This is a genomic window from Sandarakinorhabdus cyanobacteriorum (assembly GCF_002251755.1).
Classification (GTDB): Bacteria; Pseudomonadota; Alphaproteobacteria; order Sphingomonadales; family Sphingomonadaceae; genus Sandarakinorhabdus; species Sandarakinorhabdus cyanobacteriorum.
Window position 1 is genome coordinate 1 of sequence record NZ_NOXT01000050.1, and the last position, 15,180, is coordinate 15,180.

General features: G+C 68.0%; 14 protein-coding genes and 2 tRNA genes. 5 read left to right on the forward strand and 11 right to left on the reverse strand.

Features of this window, described 5'->3' with window-relative positions; translation table 11 throughout:
- Positions 1 to 108 precede the first annotated feature (108 nt).
- From CHU93_RS01250 to CHU93_RS01260, 3 genes are read right to left on the reverse strand one after another with little or no spacing between them, the layout of a single operon-like run.
- On the reverse strand, positions 109 to 939 hold the full coding sequence (locus CHU93_RS01250; protein ID WP_094472404.1) for an acyltransferase: 831 nt from the start codon (positions 937 to 939) through the stop codon (positions 109 to 111).
- Positions 936 to 1,373, reverse strand: a complete 438-nt coding sequence (locus CHU93_RS01255; protein WP_094472405.1) for an FKBP-type peptidyl-prolyl cis-trans isomerase — start codon at positions 1,371 to 1,373, stop codon at positions 936 to 938. The genes CHU93_RS01250 and CHU93_RS01255 overlap by 4 nt, the downstream gene beginning before the upstream one ends.
- Positions 1,374 to 1,424: 51 nt before the next feature.
- The gene (locus CHU93_RS01260; RefSeq protein ID WP_094472413.1) at positions 1,425 to 2,219 is read right to left on the reverse strand and encodes a dienelactone hydrolase family protein; all 795 of its coding nucleotides are present in this window, start codon (positions 2,217 to 2,219) and stop codon (positions 1,425 to 1,427) included.
- A gap of 75 nt (positions 2,220 to 2,294) precedes the next feature.
- Between CHU93_RS01260 and CHU93_RS01265 the strand changes: the two genes are divergently transcribed.
- Positions 2,295 to 3,140 (forward strand): sterol desaturase family protein, encoded by an 846-nt coding sequence (locus CHU93_RS01265; protein ID WP_243375065.1) that lies wholly within the window; start codon positions 2,295 to 2,297, stop codon positions 3,138 to 3,140.
- Here CHU93_RS01265 and CHU93_RS01270 read toward each other — a convergent pair.
- Together CHU93_RS01270 and folK are read right to left on the reverse strand one after the other, a co-directional pair.
- A tRNA-Lys gene (locus CHU93_RS01270) sits at positions 3,119 to 3,195 on the reverse strand. The genes CHU93_RS01265 and CHU93_RS01270 overlap by 22 nt on opposite strands.
- A gap of 18 nt (positions 3,196 to 3,213) precedes the next feature.
- Positions 3,214 to 3,702, reverse strand: a complete 489-nt coding sequence (gene folK, locus CHU93_RS01275; RefSeq protein ID WP_094472406.1) for a 2-amino-4-hydroxy-6-hydroxymethyldihydropteridine diphosphokinase — start codon at positions 3,700 to 3,702, stop codon at positions 3,214 to 3,216.
- Between the two features lie 29 nt (positions 3,703 to 3,731).
- On the opposite strand from folK, the gene CHU93_RS01280 reads away from it, so the two are divergent.
- Entirely contained in the window at positions 3,732 to 4,382 is a 651-nt protein-coding gene (locus CHU93_RS01280) for a uracil-DNA glycosylase (RefSeq protein ID WP_094472407.1), read from the forward strand.
- Positions 4,383 to 4,386: 4 nt separating this feature from the next.
- On the opposite strand, the gene CHU93_RS01285 is transcribed toward CHU93_RS01280, so the two are convergent.
- The 4 genes from CHU93_RS01285 to CHU93_RS01300 all read right to left on the reverse strand — a co-directional run bounded on the left by CHU93_RS01285 (position 4,387) and on the right by CHU93_RS01300 (position 8,287).
- Positions 4,387 to 5,250, reverse strand: coding sequence for a nitrilase-related carbon-nitrogen hydrolase (locus tag CHU93_RS01285; protein ID WP_094472408.1), 864 nt, complete (start codon positions 5,248 to 5,250; stop codon positions 4,387 to 4,389).
- A gap of 101 nt (positions 5,251 to 5,351) precedes the next feature.
- A complete protein-coding gene (locus tag CHU93_RS01290; RefSeq protein ID WP_094472415.1) occupies positions 5,352 to 6,326 on the reverse strand; it encodes an agmatine deiminase family protein in 975 nt (324 codons plus the stop codon).
- 159 nt (positions 6,327 to 6,485) lie between these two features.
- Positions 6,486 to 7,193: an RlmE family RNA methyltransferase gene (locus CHU93_RS01295; protein WP_243375062.1), complete on the reverse strand. Its 708-nt coding sequence runs from the start codon at positions 7,191 to 7,193 to the stop codon at positions 6,486 to 6,488.
- Positions 7,190 to 8,287, reverse strand: coding sequence for a Ppx/GppA phosphatase family protein (locus tag CHU93_RS01300; protein ID WP_094472416.1), 1,098 nt, complete (start codon positions 8,285 to 8,287; stop codon positions 7,190 to 7,192). Before CHU93_RS01300 ends, CHU93_RS01295 begins: the two co-directional genes overlap by 4 nt.
- Positions 8,288 to 8,457: 170 nt before the next feature.
- Here CHU93_RS01300 and CHU93_RS01305 point away from each other — a divergent pair.
- Positions 8,458 to 8,531 (forward strand) — tRNA-Gln (locus CHU93_RS01305).
- Positions 8,532 to 8,545: 14 nt separating this feature from the next.
- Here the strand turns inward: CHU93_RS01305 and CHU93_RS01310 are convergent.
- Positions 8,546 to 10,576, reverse strand: coding sequence for an oxidoreductase (locus CHU93_RS01310; RefSeq protein WP_094472410.1), 2,031 nt, complete (start codon positions 10,574 to 10,576; stop codon positions 8,546 to 8,548).
- 56 nt (positions 10,577 to 10,632) lie between these two features.
- Positions 10,633 to 12,717 carry a beta-glucosidase family protein gene (locus CHU93_RS18090; protein ID WP_207759177.1) on the reverse strand — a complete coding sequence of 695 codons (2,085 nt, stop codon included), beginning with the start codon at positions 12,715 to 12,717 and terminating at the stop codon, positions 10,633 to 10,635.
- Positions 12,718 to 12,940: 223 nt separating this feature from the next.
- Here CHU93_RS18090 and CHU93_RS01320 point away from each other — a divergent pair, with 223 nt between their 5' ends.
- Both CHU93_RS01320 and chrA read left to right on the forward strand, forming a co-directional pair.
- Positions 12,941 to 13,765: a chromate resistance protein ChrB domain-containing protein gene (locus CHU93_RS01320; protein WP_341476553.1), complete on the forward strand. Its 825-nt coding sequence runs from the start codon at positions 12,941 to 12,943 to the stop codon at positions 13,763 to 13,765.
- On the forward strand, positions 13,762 to 14,943 hold the full coding sequence (chrA, locus tag CHU93_RS01325) for a chromate efflux transporter (protein ID WP_094472412.1): 1,182 nt from the start codon (positions 13,762 to 13,764) through the stop codon (positions 14,941 to 14,943). Before CHU93_RS01320 ends, chrA begins: the two co-directional genes overlap by 4 nt.
- Positions 14,944 to 15,180: the final 237 nt, after the last annotated feature.

Below are 15,180 nucleotides of genomic sequence, written 5' to 3' on the forward strand. Positions count from 1 at the left end.
CGGATCGGCAACGCCCTGACAGGAAGGCTCATGAATAAGGCAGCCTAACCCGGGCATCAGGGATTGACAAGGCGATACACCCCGGAATGCGACCAAAAGCCAATATCTTCAATCCGCGCTGGCCGGTTCGCCAAGCAACTGCCTGATGCGCGGCAAGGCCGTGCGGTTCGGCGTGCGCTCCAGCGCCCAGCACACACCGGTGCGCAGCGGCCGGGCCGGCGTGCCCGCCACCACGGCAAATCGTGGCGTGGGGCCCATGACCACGCTGCGCGCCGCCACCACCGAACCGCCGCCAACATGCGCACCCTTGAGCACCAGCGCGTCCTGGCCGAACCAGACATAAGGTTCGATCACCACCGGAGCCGGCGGATTGAGCCAGCGATCATCATCAAGCGCATAAAGCCCATGCAGATCGGAATTGCGGATAGTGGTGCCAGGCGCAAACAAGCCGCCTTCGCCGATGGTAACGCCGCAACCATCACCTTCGGCAATGATACTGGTGCCGTTGAAAATGCTGCCCCGGCCAACGGCAACCACCGCCGCAGACGACACGAAGCGCACATCCAGCACGCACCAGCGCGCAGCATCGCCAATCAGCAACGTGTTGCCCGACCCTTCGCAATGAACGGCCCGTGGCTGATCGCTGCCATGGCCAACATAGATGATATTGCCGCTGGCCCCGGCATCAAGGCGCAGACGGATGGCGCAGCGCTTGCCGCCATCGGCCAGCACCACCCAGTTGATGCCGCCCGGCCCCGTCACGGCAAACAGGCTGGCACGAGCCGGATCGGGTTGTCGCCAATCGCCATCAGCTGCAGCCAGCAGAGCGTGCAGCCGTTCTGCCACCGCCGGATTGCCGGCAAGACGGCCCACACCGGCAAGGCCCAGGCGACGCAGCCGGTCTGCCACAAGCCGGCGGCCACGCGCCACCGCGCTCATGGCTGAGCCACCCCCAACAACTCAACCTCGAACAACAGGGTGGCGCCGGGCGGGATCGTCTCGCCAGCCCCCTGCTCGCCATAACCGGCCTGCGGCGGCACGATCAGCGTGCGGGTGCCGCCCACCTTCATGCCGGCCACGCCTTCATCCCAGCCGGGGATCACCTGGCCATAGCCCAGCAGGAAGGTGAAGGGCTGGCCACTGTCGCGCGAACTGTCAAACTTGCGGCCCTTCATGCCGTCCACATACAGCCAGCCGGTATAATGCACCGCCACCGCCCGGCCCGGCTCGGCCAGTGCCCCGGTGCCAAGCCTGGTATCCACATAGCGCGTGCCCCCCGGCAAAACCTGCGGCGGCGGTGATTGCGCCCACCCCGCGCCGGCCGGAGTCAGCATCGCCACGGCCACCGCCGCCAACAGTTTGCGCACCTGCATCACCTTGCCTATACTCCCTTTTCCCTCGTTTGGCGGCAGATGCGCCGGCAATCAAGGGGCTGCAAGCGCTGGGTCAAGCCCCAGCCGCTGCCGGAAAAATCCGATCACCCGGGCTTCGGCCTCCTTGCCCGGTCCGCTGTCGGGCAGGTGGATGGTCAACACCGAATGCGGGGTCATCCCGGTGTCGGGCCTGGCATGTTCGGGCTCCAGCGTCACATCGATGAACCGGTCGCCCAGCTCGCGGGCATAACGGGCAAAGCGTTCATCCGGCACGAACGGATCCCCGCGATAGCGCAGGCCCATCACGGTCAGATCCTCCTTCTCCAGCCGGGCGCGCGCGCAGGCAATCTCGGCTGGGCTGGCATCGATGCTGCCGGCCTTCAGGCCCTTGATCGGCATGCTCGGCTGGCTCAGCACCGGGGCGATCACGCTGGGCTCCGTCATCATCGCCAGCGCAAAGCCGCCGGTGAAGCACATGCCGATGGCGCCCACCCCCGGCCCGCCACATTCGGCATGGGCATGGGCCGCCAGCGACCGCAGCCATTCGACAATCGGGCTGGAACGGCCATCGGCCCACACCGAAAATTCGCGCCTGATGCAGATGTTGATCGCCATCTGCGCCAGGGCATAGGGCTTGGTCGCCGGCTTGCCCGGCGTGCCGAACAGGCTGGGGCAGAACACGGTCATGCCGGCCGCCACCAGCCGGTCGGCAAAATCGATCACCAATGGGTGCAGGCCGGGAATTTCATGGATCACCACCACGGCCGGGCCACTGCCGCGGCGATAGACCGGCCGCGTCCACGGCCCGGCGGTGAAATCGGTCTTCTCATAATCGGCCAGCGGCATCGCGACACTCCCCCCAGAGGGTTTCAGCCTACCGGCTTGCCACCGGCGGCGCCAGCGCCCTATGTCTTGGCCCTGATGGAGCCTGTGCTCACCTTCTACCGCAACGCGCTGACGGGCTGGATCATCGGCGCGGTGGCATTCAGCGCCTTTGGCATGCTGCTCGCCGCCGCCATGGGCCGCGCCGGTGCCCTGTCCCGCCATGCCCTCGCCAATGCCGGGGTCAGCATCGGCTTCTGGCTCGGCAACACCGCGCTCGCGCCAGCGGCCCTGTTTGTCGCGCTGGTGCTGGGCAATCTGCTGTTTGCCGCAGGCTGGCCGCAGCTGCCCGCTGGCGCCATCACCGCCCTGCCCTTCTGGGGCCAGCTGCTGCTGTTCAGCATCCTCTATGATTTCACAGAATATTGGGTGCACCGGGCGCTGCACACCGGGCCATTGTGGCCAATCCACGCCATCCACCACAGCGACACGGCGGTGAACGGCTTCACCACCCTGCGCGTTCACCTCTTCGAACCCTTTCTGGTGCGGCTGGCGGTCATCTTCACCATGGGCTGGGCCGGCATTCCGGCCGAGGTGAAGGGCGCCGGCCTCGCCATCAGCCTGATGCACAATTGCTATGTGCACTTCGATCTCGATTGGGATCATGGCCCGCTGCGCTGGCTGATCGCCTCGCCGCGCTTTCACCGGCTGCACCATGTCGATCACCCGTCGGTGCACCACCGCAACCTCGCCAACATCTTCCCCGTTTGGGACATCATGTTCGGCACCTGGGCCGGCACCGGCCGGCTGCAGGGCGACTTCGGCGCCGCCAAGTCAGGCGTGCCGGATCGTGATTTTCTGGCGCTGTGGCTGTGGCCCTTCACCCAGTGGGCCAAGCCGGGAAAAAACCAGCCGGCAGGGAGTGGTGGGTCCTCCGGGACTTGAACCCGGAACCTACCGCTTAAAAGGCGGGCGCTCTAACCGATTGAGCTAAGGACCCCCAGCGGGTGCGCGCACATCAGGCGCGGGGCAGCCCTTTAGGGCGCATCGCCCGAGCGCGCAACTGCCTTGCCGAAAGATTGTGCAGCGGGTGCCGCCATCGGGGCGCCACCGCCACCAGCGGATCCAGCACAAAGCGCCGAACAGCCAGCCCGGGATGCGGCACCTGCAACCGCCGGCCGCGCACCACCGCCGGCCCGGCCGCCAAAATGTCTAGATCCAGCACCCGGTCCCCCCAGCGCTGGCCCGGCCGCCGGCCAAAGCCGCGCTCCATCGCCTTCAGCGCGGTCAGCAACTCGGGCAGGCCACCCGCCCAATCCAGCGCCGCCACCGCATTGGCATAGCGGCGGCTGCCCGGCCCGATCGGCGCCGTATCGATGATCGGAGACACCGCCACCACCCGGCCCAGCGCCGACAATTCCGCCAGCGCGGCGCGCAGCACGCCGGCTGGCCGGCCATGGCGGCCGTGGCAGCGGTTTGAACCCAGCGCGACAAGGATGATTGCCATATTCCCGCCAGCCCCTACAGGCAGTGGCGATGACTGACGAGCCTCTTCTCCAAACGCCGCTCCATCCCGGCACCCCGCCCAGGGATTGCGCCCTGTGCCCCCGCCTGGTTGCCTATCGCGCCGAACAGACTGCCCGCCACCCCGGCTGGTGGAACGCCCCGGTGCCGCCGCTGGGCAGTGCCGATGCGTGGATGGCCATTGTCGGCCTCGCCCCCGGCCTGAAGGGCGCCAACCGCACCGGCAAGCCCTTCCATGGCGACGAGGCTGGCCGCATGCTGTTCGGCACGCTGGCCGAACTGGGCCTCGCCACCGAAACGCCCGAGGGGTGGGATGTGCCCGGCCTGTTCACCACCAACGCGGTCGCCTGCGCCCCGCCCGGCAACCTGCCCGAAACCGCCGAAAAACACGCCTGCCGGCCGTATCTGGCCGAACAGCTGGCGGCCCTTCCCAGCCTCAAGGTCGTCGTCGCCCTGGGCGAAACCGCCCACCAGGCCGCCATCAAGGCAATTGGCGGCAAGCTGCCCAAATATCGCTTCGCCCACGGCGCCGTGCACAAGCTGCCTTCGGGCGTGTTGCTGGTGGACAGCTATCATTGCAGCCGGCTCAATCTGAACACCGGCGTGCTGACGCCCGAGATGTTCAAGGCGGCGCTGGCCCAGTTGCTGGCGTTGCGGCCCTGACCCTTCAGATATCCTGCGCCAGCCGCCCATAAAGATCGGGCCGGCGATCGCGGAAGAAACCGAACGCGGCGCGGTGGCGGGCGGCGAGATCGAGATCGAACGTCGCCTGCACCACGCCCGGCGTTGCATCATCCAGATCTGCCACGATGTCGCCGCGCTGGTCACAGGCAAAGCTGGTGCCGTAAAATGTCTGGGCGTGCGGCGTGCCGGCCTCTTCCGTGCCGATGCGGTTGCAGGCCAGCACGGGGACGACGTTCGACACGGCATGGCCCACCATCGCCCGCCGCCACAGCCGCCGCGTGTCGAGATCGGGATCATGCGGCTCCGTGCCGATGGCGGTGGGATAGAGCAGCACCTCGGCGCCCATCAGCATCATGGCGCGCGCGGTTTCGGGATACCATTGGTCCCAGCAGATGCCGACACCGATCACGCCCTTTTTCGTGGGCCACACCTTGAAGCCGGTGTTGCCGGGCCGGAAATAGAATTTCTCCTCATAACCCGGCCCATCAGGGATATGGCTCTTGCGGTAGACGCCCATGATGTTGCCGCCATCATCGATCATGGCGAGGCTGTTGTAATGATGATGCCCGTCCTTCTCGAAGAAGGAACAGGGGATGTGGGTTTTCGTCTCCAGCGCCACCTCGCGCATCGCGGCCACCGCGGGATGCTTGTCCAGCGGCAGGGCATTGGCGAATAGCCCCTCATCCTCGTGCCGGCAGAAATAATGGCCTTCGAACAATTCGGGCGGCAGCACCACGTCCACGCCCTCGGCGGCCTTGCGGGCGGCGGCGGCGGTCATGGCGATATCGGCATCGCGATTGCCGGAAAAGGCCAGTTGCAGGCCGGCGACTGTGATGGTGCGGGTCATGCCCGCGCCGTTAGCGCAGTTCGGTGGCGCGGGAAAGACGCTCCCTCACCCTCCCACCGCTGCGCGGCGGGCCCCTCCCTCTCCCCAAATGGGAGAGGGGATTATTTCGGCTGCTGCTGGGTGATGCAGTGGAAACTGCCGCCGCCGGTCAGGATATGATCGGCGCGATGGCCCACCACCTGGCGATCCGGGAAGAATTCGGCAATCGCCTTCACCGCATCGTCATCGCTGCCGCTGCCATAGAGCGGCACCACCACCACCGCATTGGCGATATAGAAATTCATGTGGCTGGCCGGCACGATGCGGCCATCCACCTCCACTTTGCCGGGCGATGGCACCGGCACCACCTCCAGCCCGAAATCGCGGGCGCGGTCCCAGGCGTCTTCAAACACGTCCTTGTTGGGATCATCCGGCCCCGCCGCCACCGGCAGCGCCAGCCGGCCCGGCGCCACAAATCGCGCCAGATTGTCGACATGGCCATCAGTGTGGTCGTTCATCAGGCCATCGCCCAGCCACAGAACCCGGTCCAGCCCCAGGTCGCGGCGCAGATGGCTTTCCACCTCGTGCCGGTCCATGCGCGGGTTGCGGTTGGGATTGAGCAGGCATTGTTCGGTGGTCACCACCAGGCCGGTGCCGTCCACATCGATGGCGCCGCCTTCCAGCACCCAGCCATGGCGGGCCAGCGGCAGCTTGCACTGGCCGGCGATGAAGGCGGCAACGCCATCATCGCCCGGCAGATCATATTTGCCGCCCCAGCCGTTGAAGCGGAACCCCGCCGCCGCCTGCCCATGCGGGCTGGCCATGAACAACGGCCCGGTGTCGCGCAGCCAGATATCGCCGAAACCATAATGATGGAGGCGCACATTCGCGTCACCCAGCAGCGCCCGCGCCGCCGCCGCCGCATCGTCATTGGCGACCAGCAGTTCCACGCGCTCGCCGGCGGCAATGGCACGCACCATGGCGGCCACTTCGGCCTGGGCCGGTTCCAGATCCTCCTGCCACAGCTCGCCGTGCGACGGAAACGCCGTCCAGGTGGCGAGATGCCTTGCCCATTCCGCCGGTTGCCGCGCCGTCATCTGTGCCCCGTCGTCCCTGTTGCCCGTCACACCCGGTCACAGTGCCAAGGCGTCTGCTCTCCGCCGGCCTGTCCATCCCAAGCTGTTGATTGGCAGCCTGATTGCCAGCCAAATTCCCGGCTGGCAACAGCCAAGTGCGACAGGCTGTCAGACGGTCTGTCAGTCTTGTGTGGAGCCGCCCGCGGCACCGCCCTTGAAGCCGGTGGCAACCACATACCATTCGCTCGAACCCTTGCGGCTGGCCGGCGGCTTCACATGCTTCACGCTCGTGAACTCCCGGCGCAGCGCCGCGGTCAACTGCCCGTCGCCGCCACCGGCCAGCACCTTGGCCAGGAAATTGCCACCGGGCCGCAGCAGCCGGGTCGCCATGTCCAGCGCCACTTCAATCAGGCCCATGGTGCGCAAATGGTCGGTCTGCTTGTGGCCCACGGTGTTGGCGGCCATGTCGCTCATCACCAGATCGGCCGGCCCGCCCAGCGTGGCGAGGATCAGCGCCTCGCTGTCCTCATCGGTGATGTCCTTCTGGAAGAAATCCACCCCGGCCATCGGCTCGATCGCCAAGAGATCCATCCCGACAACGCGCGCCTTGGGCTTTTTCTGCTTCACCACCTGGCACCAGCCGCCGGGCGCCGCGCCCAGATCGACCACGCGCTCCACGCCGTTCAGCAGGCCGAACTGTTCGTCCAGCTCCTTCAGCTTGAACGCGGCCCGGCTGCGATAGCCATGGGCCTTTGCCGCCGCGACATAGGGATCGTTCAATTGCCGTTCCAGCCAGCGCGTCGATTGCGCGCTGCGCCGCTTGGCGGTCTTCACCCGCACCTTGCCGCCGCGCGAGCGGCCGCCGTTCCCTGATGGTGGCATGCTCATGCGCCGGCCATCCAGGTGCCGTCGCGGCCCATCAGGGTGCGCAAGATGCCCTCGCGGATGCCGCGATCGGCCACCCGCACCTGCCCGCCCGGCCATTGCGTCAGGATCGCTTCCAATATCGCACAGCCGGCGACGATCAGCTCGGCCCGGTCGGGCCCCACGCAGGCGATGCGCGCCCGTTCTGCCACACTGCGCAAGCCGATGGAGCGGCACAGATCGGCCAGATCGCCGGTCACCACCGCACAGCCATCCACGCGGCGCCGGTCATAACCGGGCAGGCCCAGCTGCACGCTGGCCAGCGTGGTGATGGTGCCCGATGTGCCCAGCAGCTGCACATCGGCAACGCCGCGCGCCGCCAGCCGGCCGGCAAAGCGCGCCAGCCAGGGCTGCACCTCGGCCAGCATCCGTTCATAGGCGGCCAGCCGGCCTTCCGCGCTCGGCCATTGCGGCTCGGTCTCGGCCAGGCTCACCACCCCCCAGGGCATGGAAATCCAGTCCAGTATCGCCGGGGTGCCGTCCACCGCCGCCGGTTCCACCAGCATCAGCTCGGTCGATCCGCCGCCAATATCGAACACCAGCGCCGGCGGGCCCGCCGTGTCGATCAGGACATGGCAGCCCAGCACCGCCAGCCGCGCCTCTTCGGCCGGGCTGATGATGTCGAGCGCGATGCCGGTTTCCTTGTACACCCGCTCCACAAAGGCGCGGCCGTTGCTGGCCCGCCGGCAGGCTTCGGTCGCGACATTGCGGGTAAGGCGCACATCGCGCCGGGCCAACTTGTCGGCACAGGCAGCGAGCGCCGCCACTGTGCGGTCCATCGCGGCATCGGAAAGCCGCCCGGCCTCCAGCAGCCCCTCGCCCAGCCGCACCACCCGGCTATAGGCATCGACCACGGTGAAACCATCGGCCGACGGTCGGGCGATCAACAGGCGGCAATTGTTGGTGCCCAGATCAAGCGCGCCATAGGTGCGGCCGCGGCGGTGCTGGGCCGCCCCGCGCTGGAAATGTCCGTGTGGGCTGGGGCCAGCAGGCACGCGCTGGCTGGCAGGATCCGGCGGGCGCTGGGGCCCACGGGCAGTCTCGGTTCGGGCCGGCATCGGCAAGTCCATCACATTCAAACCTGCCTTGGTGGCCCCGATTGCCGGGACGCCGCAGCAGAACCTGAACACAGGCTACCCATGTTGCGGCGCAAACGCAAATCTCACCGCATCTCAAAGCCTGTTGACCGGCACGACCGGCACCGCTAAACGGCCGCCTCACCGCTTGATGCCCCGTCGTCTAAAGGTAAGACTCCGGACTCTGACTCCGTTAATCGAGGTTCGAATCCTCGCGGGGCATCCACTTCACCCACGGCGTCAGCTTGCCAGCGCCAGTTCGGTCGCCTCGGCAATGGCGCGCTTGGCGTCCAGCTCCGCCGCCTCGTTTGCGCCGCCGATCAGGCGGGCCTTCACCCCTGCCGCCACCAGCGCGTCATACAGGCTGCGCTCCGGTTCCTGGCCGGCGCAGATGATCACCGTGTCCACGGCAAACAGCGTCGGCTGATCGTTCACCAGCGTGTGCAGGCCCTCGTCATCAATCTTCAGATAGGTGACGCCGCCGATCATCTTCACGCCGCGCCGCACCAGGCTCAACCGGTGGGTCCAGCCGGTGGTGCGGCCCAGTGTCTTGCCCGGCGCGCCATCACGGCGCTGCAAGATCACCACCTCGCGGTCGGCCTTCTCGATTCTGATCGGCACACCCGTCACGCCGCCGCGCGGGTGATTGGCGAAATCCACGCCCCATTCCCGGCAGAAGGTCGGGATATCCACCGCCGCCGACGGGCCGGCATGGGTGATCAGCGTGGCGACATCAAAACCGATGCCGCCCGCCCCCATGATCGCCACGCGCCGCCCCACCGGCCGGCGGCCCAGGATGGCATCGATATAGGGCACGGCTTTGGGGTGATCGATGCCCGGCATATCGGGCGTGCGCGGGCGGATGCCGGTGGCGACCACCACCTCGTCATGGCCGGCGGCGGCCAGCATGGCGGCATCGGCGCGGGTGTTCAGCTTCAACGTGATCTGAAGTTTCTCGATCATCCGGCTGAAATAGCGCAGGGTTTCGTGAAACTCCTCCTTTCCTGGCACGCGCTTGGCCAGGTTGAACTGCCCGCCAATCTCCGGCCCGGCCTCATAAATGGTCAGCCGGTGGCCGCGCTGTGCCGCCTCCACGGCAAAGGCCAGCCCAGCCGGCCCAGCGCCCACCACCGCCAGATCGCGCACCCGTTCCGCCGGCCGCGCCACCAGCAGCGTCTCGTTGCAGGCCTTGGGATTGACCAGGCAGCTGGTCAGCCTGCCGCTGAACGTGTGATCCAGGCAGGCCTGGTTGCAGGCGATGCAGGTGTTGATCTCGTCCTCGCGGCCTTCCCAGGCCTTCACCACCAGATCGGCATCGGCCAGCATCGGCCGCGCCATGCTCACCAGATCGGCATGGCCGGCGGCCAGCACGGCTTCGGCCACATCCGGCATGTTGATGCGGTTGGATGTGATCATCGGCACATTGACATGCTTCCTGATGCGCCCGGTCACCTCGGCAAAGGCGGCGCGCGGCACCATGGTGGCGATGGTCGGCACCTGGGCTTCGTGCCAGGTGAAATGGGTGGAAATGATGGTGGCGCCGGCCGCCTCCACCGCCTGCGCCAGCTGGATCACCTCCTCGCCCGACATGCCGCCTTCCAGCATGTCCATCGCCGGAATGCGGAACACGATGATGAAATCGGGCCCTACGGCAGCGCGGCAGCGGCGGATCACCTCCACCGGAAAGCGCATTCGGTTTTCGAAACTGTCGCCCCACTGGTCGGTGCGAGCGTTGGTTTTCTCCACCAGGAAGGTTGACAAGAGATAGCCAGCCGAACCGATGATCTCCACCCCGTCATAACCGGCGTCGCGCGCCTTGGCGGTGCAATTGGCAAAATCGGCCAGCTGCTTCTCGATGCCGTCCTCGTCCAGCTCATTGGGCACATAACGGCCGATACGGCTGCGGATCGCCGATGGCGCCACACAGGCGGGCGTGGCGGCCAGCGGCCCGGCGTGGAGGATCTGCAGCACGATCTTCACATCCGGATCGGCCGCGTGCACCGCCTCAGTCACGATCCGGTGCTGGGCGGCCTCTTCGTCGGTGGAAAGCTTGCCGCCGCCGGTGCCTTCGTGATTGGGGCCGATACCACCGGTGATGATCATCCCCACCCCGCCGCGCGCCCGGGCAGCGAAATATTCCGCCATGCGCTCAAACCCGCCCTCGATATCCTCAAGGCCGGTGTGCATCGATCCCATCAGGATGCGATTCTTCAGCCGGGTGAAGCCCAGATCGAGCGGCGAGAAGACATGGGGGTAGCGGGGATGAGCCATGGCGCGGAGCCTATCATGCCCCGAACCCCGGTCATCCTCCCATTAAATATGGCGACCTACAGCCGCAGCCCGGCCACCAGCGGCGCCGGATCATCGGCATTCCGCACCGCCAGGATGCGATAATCCCCCGGCTCCAGCAGCCAGCGACCGGCATCGCGGATCATCAGCCGGCTGATCGGCGCCACCACTTCCACCACCCGCGTCTCGCCCGGCGCCAGCTCCACCCGGGCAAAGCCGATCAGCTTGCGCGGCCAGCGCGGGGCCAGCACCCCCGGCGCCTCGGCCATGAACAGCACGACGTGGCCGGCCGCCATCGCCCCATCGTTGCGCACCGCCACCTGCAGGTGCAACCGGTCCCCCTGCCGGCGCACGCCCAACGCCCGCTGGCTGAACCGCGCATAAGACAGGCCATGGCCAAAGGGATAGCGCGGTTTCTTCCCCTCACGGCTGAACTTGGCATAGCCGTGCCACAGATCATAGACCACTTCGTCCACCGCCGGATCGAACGGCGGATAATCGCCGGCATCGCGCGCCACCGTGAACGGCAACCGGCCGGATGGAGAGACTTCGCCCAGCAGCAACCGCGCCAGCGCCCGGCCGCCTTCCATCCCGGCATAAAATGTCTGCAGGATCGCGCTGACCTCGCCGCGCCACTCCTCCACCATGATCGCCGAACCCGCCACAATCACCACCACCACCGGCTTGCCCGCCGCCGCCGCGGCCGCCGCCCGGATCAGCGCCAGCTGCGCCGCCGGCAGGCCCAGGTGGGTGCGGTCCCCGCCGCGCGACCGCGCCACCCGCGCCGCCTGGCCCGCCGCCTCCTGGCCCAGGTTGATGTCGCCGGGGATATATTCCCCCTCTTCATCGGCCGTGGTGCCCACCACGATCACCACCGCATCGGCCGCCGCCGCGGCCGCAGCCGCCGCCGGCAGATCGCTTTCATCGCCGGTCAGGATCGCCCCTTCGCCCAGCGCCTCGGCCAGGCCAGCCAGCGGCATCACCACATGCCGCGCCCGCACCCGCGACGATCCGAAATCCCCCGTGTTCTCGATGCCTGCCAGCCGGCCCAGCACCGCCAGCCGCCGCAGCCGCGCCCGATCGAACGGCAACGCGCCATCATTCTCTAGCAGCACCGCCGATTTTTCCGCCGCCTCCCGCGCCAGCGCCACATGCGCCGGGCAGGAGACCAGATCCTCCCCATAGTCCGCCAACGGTGCCTCCGCCGCCTCCACCGCCAGCAGTGTCGTCAAGATGCGCCGGCACGCCGTGTCGATCACCGCCGGCGCGATCTGCCCGGCCTCCACTGCCGCCAGCAGATGCCTGCCCCACACCAAAGGCTCCGGGTTTTCCACATCCAGCCCGGCCGCAGCGCCATAGGGGGCATGCACGCCCTTCACCCAGTCGCTGTGCACAAAGCCGTCAAAACCCCATTCGCCGCGCAATATGCCGGTCAGCAATTCGTGATGCTGCCCGCAAAATTCGCCGTTCACCTTGTTGTATGCGCTCATCACGCTCTTGATGCCGGCATCCAGTATCTCGCGGAAATGCGGCAGATACACCTCGTGCAGGCTGCGCTCATCAATCACAACATTCACGTAGAAGCGGCTGTTTTCAATGGAATTCAGCGCAAAATGCTTCACCGTGGCGATCACCTTGTGGGCCTGGATCCCCGTTCCCAGCGCGATGCCCATTTCGGCCTGATGCACCGGATCCTCGCCATAGGTTTCCTGCGCCCGGCCCCAGCCGGGATGGCGCAGCAGGTTCACGCACACCGCGCCCGAAAGATTGCAGCCCTGCGCCCGCGCCTCGATCCCCATCACCTCGCCGATGCGCCGTTCCAGCCCGACATCGAAACTGGCGCCGCGCGCCATGGTGCAGGGAAAACAGGTCGATTGCCCGCGCGCCACCCCGCGCGGCCCATCGGTGAACCACAAGGCCGGCACGCCCAGCCGCTCCAGCCCGCCCCCGGCGCGATAGGGCCGCGCCGCCCACACCCGGCCATCTTCGGCAAAGGCCTTGAAAAACCCCTTGCCCGACATCATCGCCACCTTCTCGGCGAGCGTGGCTTCCGCCAGAAGCCGCTCCACCTGGGCAGCGATGGCATCGGGATGATTGCCGGGGGCAAGCATGGGCGCGGTCATCGGCAATCCTCTCCTGTCCTGATCGCCTGCCAGCATAGCATGCTGCGCCGGCCGTGCCAGATCAGCGGCTTGACAGGCCCGCCGGCTTTGACAATTCTGCCGGCATGGGGCTGGCGATCACCCCATCAGGCCCCGGCCAAAGCATCGCGTCCCCCACCTTGCAACCGCTGTTTCAGCCCCTTGTTCAAGCCTTGAGGACGCCCGCGTGCCCCAGCTCCACGCCATGCCCATCGATCGGCTGTCGCGCCTGATCGGCCTGCCCACCGCACCCGCCCTGATCGATGTGCGCAGCGATGCCGCCTTTGCCGCTGATCCCCGCCTGATACCCGGCGCGGTCCGCCGCCCGGCCGCCGATCTTGCCGCCGGGGCACCAGCCTTCATCGGCCAGCCGGCGGTGGTGATCGGCCTGCCCGATGATGCCACTGCCACCGCCATCGCCGCCCAGTTGCGCGCCGCCGGCATCCCGGCCGATGTGCTGGCCGGCGGACACCCGGCCTGGGCCGCGGCGGGGCTGCCGCTGGTGCCGCAATCCGCATTGCCGGCCCGCGATGGCGATGGCCGCAGCCTGTGGGTCACCCGCGCCCGCCCCAAGGTGGACCGCATCGCCTGCCCCTGGCTGATCCGCCGCTTCGTCGATCCCCACGCCAACATCCTGTTCGCCGCCACCTCCGATGTGCTGCCCATCGCCGCCACGCTCGGCGCGGCCCCCTTCGATATCGAAGCCGATGGCGTCAGCTTCACCCATCGCGGCGACCTATGCACATTTGATGTCATGATCGAAGCCTCTGGCCTCGCCACCCTGCCGGCGCTCGCCCGCCTCGCCACCATCGTGCGCGGTGCCGATACCGGCCAGCTGCACCTGGCCCCCGAATGCCCCGGCCTGCTTGCCGCCTCGCTCGGCCTGTCGCGCCTGTTCGCCGATGATCAGCAGCAGCTCGAAGCCGGCCTCACCCTCTATGACGCGCTCTACCGCTGGTGCCGCGACGCCACCGACGAAGTGCACGACTGGCGATCCCACCGCCCGGCCACCACCGGAGCCCAGGCATGACCGCCCCCGCCACCCCCAGCCTGTCGCCGCCCGCGCTGTTCTGGCGCTTCCTCAAATTCGGTGCGCTGGCCTTTGGCGGCCCGGTGGCGCAGATCGCCATGATCCGCCAGGCCCTGGTGGAAGAGGAACACTGGATTTCAAAGGACCAGTTCAACCGCCTCGTCGCGGTGATGCAGGTGCTGCCCGGCCCGGAAGCGCATGAACTGTGCGTGCACCTTGGCGTGCGGGCCGGCGGCCGGCTGGGCGGGCTGGCCGCCGGGCTCGGCTTCATGGCGCCGGGTTTCGTCCTCATGCTGGCGCTGGCCTGGGCCTATACCCTCATCCTCATCACCGGCACCGCCTTCGGCGCGCTGTTCCTGGGCGTGCAGGCCGCCGTCATCGCGCTCATCATCCGCGCCGTCCACCGCATCGGCGAACATATCCTCGCCAACGCCGCGCTCTGGGCCATCGCCCTCGCCGCCGCAGCCGCCAGCCTCGCCGGGGTCAGCTTCTGGATCGTGCTGCCCACCGCCGGCGCCGCCCACGCGCTCTGGGCCGGCGGCCGCCGCCTGCCCGCCGCCCTCGCCGTGGCCGCCGCCGCTGCCCTCGCCCTCACCCTGCCCGCCAGCCTCGGCCCGGCGACCACCGCCGCCACCACCAGCACACCCACGACGCTCGCCCTCTTCCTCGCCGGCCTGAAAGGCGGCCTCCTCACCTTCGGCGGCGCCTACACCGCCATCCCCTTCGTCCGCGCCGACACCGTCAGCAAGGGCTGGCTCGGCGATGCCGCCTTCCTCGATGGCCTCGGCCTCTCCGGCCTGCTGCCCGCCCCGCTCGTCATCTTCGTCACCTTCGTGGGCTTCGTCGCCGCCGGCCTCTCCGGCGCCATCGCCATCACCGCCGGCATGTTCCTGCCCGCCTTCGCCTTCTCCCTGCTCTTCTACGAACATCTCGAACGCGTCACCGACGATCCCCGCCTCATCCACGCCCTCGAAGGCATCGCCGCCGGAGTCGTCGGCCTCATCGCCGTCACCCTCATCGACCTCACCCGCACCGCCGCCACCGCCAGCCCCAACCTCGCCATCAGCGCCGCCATCACCGCCACCGGCCTCGCCCTCCTCTACCGCTGGAAAAACAAACTCGCCCCCTTGGCCGCCGTCGGCCTCGGCGCAGCGGTGGGGCTGCCATTGCTGGGTTGAGGACTTGTTGATTGGAAAGAAAAGGCGGGCCTCCGGCGGGCAGGGGCGAGGCCCCTGCACCCGATTCGATGGTCATGTGTGAGCCTCGAGTCTGCTCAGGGGAAGGAACACCGCTGAGGTCGACGTTTGGCGCGGAGGCCCAACCCAGCCCTCCAGCCCACCCGAAAACAAACGGGTCAAGGGGCCCCGCCCCTTGCCACGTCACCCCGGACTTGTGTGGGCGGGTTGGAGTAGCGT